The sequence below is a fragment of the Candidatus Methylobacter favarea genome, assembly GCF_902806695.1.
Taxonomy (GTDB): Bacteria; Pseudomonadota; Gammaproteobacteria; order Methylococcales; family Methylomonadaceae; genus Methylobacter_B; species Methylobacter_B favarea.
Window position 1 is genome coordinate 1 of record NZ_CADCXN010000022.1, and the last position, 4,272, is coordinate 4,272.

Consider the following 4,272-nt stretch of genomic DNA (forward strand, 5'->3'; position numbering starts at 1 on the left):
GACGTTTTTCTTCGTCGGTCAAATTGACTTTATATTTAATGGCGGGCATGACACTAAACCTCGTTGCGTCAAAGCCAATAGTCATACCATAAATTATCCCTTCGCTTCAACATGACTGACTACTAGTAAATGACGCTGCTGCTGAAGAAATGGTCTGATGGTTGTCATTGATTTGCTTGTGCTGTGGTTTGGGGCTGAGCCATCACCGATGCTTTTCATAGCACTCTGAACCCTTGGCGCGCATACAGCAGATATAACTCCACTCTCCGTTGCCGCTCAAGTTCTTAGACGATGCAAAGCCGTGAGCCAAACTGCCGCACTGCGAGAGCCCGTCAGCCTGGCCCAAATATTCCTCTCCTCCACTTGGATAATAGAAATATACGTTGTAGGGAGCCCTCTCAATCTCTTTACATGAAAAGTCCGAGTATTCCCGGCATTCGTCACCACAGCCAGATAAGGTGGCTATTATCAACAGGCTCAAAGTCGTTCTTGTTCGCATAGTCCCGATTCCGCCTAACGCAGAGTTCACCGGCGCGAGCGCTATTTGCCGCGTCGGGTGGAACGACGTGTTATGACTGTTACTGAAAAAGCTTCTGATATTCGGACAAAATTTCATTTGCCATAGCCTGGTTATTGAGCAGTTTTGAAAAAGCAACAGCAGAAAGAAGTGTGATTGAACAAGCCGCAGATACTAACTCCAGTATTTGTTCCTCGCTGTAGTTAGAAACTATTTCCGTAGCGGTGTTGCGACTTCCAACTTGTATGAAACCTCCATGAGTATAGCCGCACATTACATTCCAAACGTTCTTTTTTGTTGCTTTGAGTAGTCCTTCCTCGTAACCGGGGACGGTTTCAATAGCGAGTATCAGTAAATCGATTCTCGGTGGCTCACAATGGTTGATGAAATTTCTCAGCTGTTGCTCATTTGCGCAGTGATGAAACCAGATGCCTCGAACGAACCCCTCAAACTGTGGACGGAGCAGAGCGCAGGCCGAACCGTAGTGCGGGTAAGACTTATTCGATATTAAGAGTTGTATTGCTCCATGATGCTCTAATGACAAATGCAATAACCCTGCCGAAACTCTGGTTCTGTTGGAAACCTCAACGGCAACCCCATCTAAACGAGCATTACACGCGTCAAGCCACTTTGCAGAAGTAGTAATGGCGTTATCTAGTGACATATGAGCCATAACGTAAATTAGACACCTATTAGGGTGTCTATTAAATTCTAATTTCCGGTGCATAACACCGGCAAAAAATCTCTACGGCTTTAAATAGTAGGCTTCAAGTTTTGATAGGGGATTAATTTACGAAACACAAATACCCCTCTTTGCTCTACCCCGATTAAAAAGGGGATTAAAAACCGCTTGATCGGTCACAGCTTAGTACAGAATGACCAATAAGCAATGGATCTACGAATAATAATCTCACCAAACTTCGCCAATTTGTCAGCCGGGTAAATTTGGAAAAACTTTTAGAGCCCGTACACTTAACGTAAGGGGGCCGATTCGACCAGCTCACGGCAGGCCAAAACGAGTAGTAATCCCATCAGTTCGCCGGATTTAATGCTGCCGATTTAAGACGGAAACCCTCTTCATCAGGAAAAAGAGCTTAAATCAACAGCATTACCCGTCAGGGTGAATAAACCCTTTTAGCCAGGCGCCATAAGAGGGTTCTTGTGCCTGACCCTCTCTATCAGCAAATGTAAAAGGCACGGAAACCAGCTCCATGCCTTTATTAACCTGAACTGCAAAATGCAAATGGGGGCCTGAAGAAAAACCGGTATTGCCGGAATAGCCAATCAACTGTCCTGCGGCCACTGTCAACCCTGGATAAACCTGGGCTTTCTCCAATTCCAAATGTGCATAAATCGCCATGGAGCCATCATCATGAAGAATGATGATGTTATTGGCTTCGGCGCTATAGGCTTTATTGACGCCGCCTTTATAGAAGTCATTGTCAACTTCCATGACAATGCCGGCTCTAGCCGCATGAATCGGCGTGCCCACCGGCATGGCGATATCTACTGCATATTTATTCTGTTCGTCGGTATGGCTGAAACTGCCGTTAAAAGCCTGGGAAATTTGAAAGGTTGCGCCGGGCGCCAGCGGCGGCAAGTAACTGATTTTAGAGTAGTATTGCGCTAAAGGGCTGCCTATCGTGTAACGGTATTTAAGAGCCATACGCCAGGATGCCTGCTGATTAATGCCGCCTATTTCAAAAAGAGTATCTGACTTCCCCGATTCAATGACAAACCGTTTCGGCAGTTCGGGGGTTGAACGGACATTTTCCTGCTCGGCAAAATCGACTTCAACTTCAACAGGGCCGGCATAATCATTGCGAATATAAAAGCTTGGCTGTCGTTCTTCACCTGACTGCAACAGCCAGACCAATTGCTTGTTTGCTGCCTTCATTTGTCTGACCTCAACCTTCTGCGCGGTTTTCGGCGGCTTATCGGTAAAATGCCATATACCTTGCTTATCCTGAAATTTGTAGAGTTTTTGCCCTGTAGCATTCAATGAAAACAGGGATAACAGGATAAAAATAAACAATGGGATTTTCATTTTTTACTCGCAAATTCAAATGCCGGGGTTGAGCATTTTACAACTGCTTCAAAGTAAGTAGTAAGTAGCCCGGATGGAGCTTTGCGCAATCCGGGGCCAGTGGCTGGAGCCTTCACACTTGATGTCGGGTGGTATAGGCGAATAGGCTGTTTGTAAGGAGAATTAAGGAATAAGACACGAAATTTTTAGGCGAAGAAGTCTATTTTGAACAAAGTAGCTCTTCGATCTCACTTCCAATAATATGTTTAGCTGTAATGTCATACAGCCAAGTTACTTTCTATTACGTTCGTCGGTTGTTCAATCAAATCTTCTTGCGATTGTGCTTGACGTTGTTGCATTTTCTCAGCTCGCAATTCGTCAAGCGTTTTGCCGCGTTCTTTATGCACAGCAAACAAGTAGATATTGAGCGTTGACCAACCTGTAATGCGCTTTCCCCATTCGTTATAGGTCATTGCTTCGCCCTTATGCCGAACTTCAGTCTTGCTCAGCACTTCGGCTTCGGAATTTTCTTTGTTGGCAATGGTTAAAATATCGCCTTGTTTTAATATATCCCACTCGAATAGCTGAGGAATTCTAGGCAAATATTGTTTGCTACCTGTGGCACTGGACATTCGTTGTTTACTATTCGACAAACTGCTTCCGCTATATATATCAACATAATTGTTTTCAAGCGTTGGCAATGGCAAAACTTGTTCGACATTCACAAAGTATTGATCCAGCAGCTTTCCCGGATTTAATGTGAAGCAGCTAAAATCTACACCATTGGCAATAAGCCACGAAATGGCAGACAGTGTTTGAGCATCAAATTCTGATGCAACTAATAAAATGCGTTGTTTCTGGTTAAAAGTTTCGGAAGCGTTATTGATTTTCAAGAACTCGTCGAGTTTTCTTCTGGCAATCTCGCTCGCCGTTAAATTTTTGTATTCTCTAAAGCTTTCTTCGCTGCGATGTTTTTCGATGTATGGAGCATAAATTAATTCGATTAGGCGCTCCTGCGTTTTAATTGTTGCGAGACCTGCCGCATACATTATAGCTTGAAATTCAAAAGGTTCTTTACGCTGCCTGATATCTTCGAGATCGCGTTTTATTTCAATCAAAACTAAGCGCCCGCTTCCGTCAATAGCCATTAAGTCACTCTTGCCTCTTTCGGAGTTTACGACGTGCTGCCCGACTATTAAAAGGCTTTCGATTGAAGCTTCTTCTCCATTTTCCGACACAAACAAAATCTCGACGTGACTTCTGATAAATTCTTCCAAATGGCTTTCTTTAAGAAAAATATCTTTGAAAGTGGTCGGAGAAAAGACGGCATCTTTTCTTGTTAATCCGTTTGTGATGTCAACATGAATCAACATTTTTATCCTCAAAATTAAATATAAACCATTCCAATATAATTTTTATAAATCACAAATATCATAACCTTCGGCGTATTCTTCCCAATTAACCAACGACAAAACATTTTTCATTTCTTCATTCAAATTATCGTTTATTCTGTGTGTAAACCAACAAACAAACAGAATTGAATTATATTCAAAGTAAGGATCAGGTTTTCTCGCACCTCCGCGTGATTCAAATTTAGCTATCCTAGTAGTGAGTTCCAATAAAACAATTACACATTAAGCCACCCCAAGGTCGAATTTATTCCAGCGGAATACGGCAGGTGACGCATTAAACTCGCCGATCCCTTTTAGGATTCGCGTTTTCAGTTCAT

At 43.1% G+C, this 4,272-nt stretch carries 3 protein-coding genes; all 3 read right to left on the minus strand.

Annotated features, from left to right (window positions below; translation table 11 throughout):
• Positions 1 to 578: 578 nt before the first annotated feature.
• Positions 579 to 1,181 (minus strand): DUF6988 family protein, encoded by a 603-nt coding sequence (locus tag HUX64_RS02290; RefSeq protein ID WP_217426406.1) that lies wholly within the window; start codon positions 1,179 to 1,181, stop codon positions 579 to 581.
• 444 nt (positions 1,182 to 1,625) lie between these two features.
• Positions 1,626 to 2,564: a peptidoglycan DD-metalloendopeptidase family protein gene (locus tag HUX64_RS02295; RefSeq protein ID WP_174624627.1), complete on the minus strand. Its 939-nt coding sequence runs from the start codon at positions 2,562 to 2,564 to the stop codon at positions 1,626 to 1,628.
• 257 nt (positions 2,565 to 2,821) lie between these two features.
• Positions 2,822 to 3,916, minus strand: a complete 1,095-nt coding sequence (locus HUX64_RS02300; RefSeq protein WP_174624628.1) for a PDDEXK family nuclease — start codon at positions 3,914 to 3,916, stop codon at positions 2,822 to 2,824.
• Between the last annotated feature and the right edge of the window lie 356 nt (positions 3,917 to 4,272).

What these genes read in the sequence shown, in the direction of transcription:
- HUX64_RS02300 (WP_174624628.1), bottom strand. Translation starts at nt 3,916, where the DNA reads ATGTTGATTCATGTTGACATCACAAACGGATTAACAAGAAAAGATGCC.
- HUX64_RS02290 (WP_217426406.1), bottom strand. Translation starts at nt 1,181, where the DNA reads ATGTCACTAGATAACGCCATTACTACTTCTGCAAAGTGGCTTGACGCG.
- HUX64_RS02295 (WP_174624627.1), bottom strand. Translation starts at nt 2,564, where the DNA reads ATGAAAATCCCATTGTTTATTTTTATCCTGTTATCCCTGTTTTCATTG.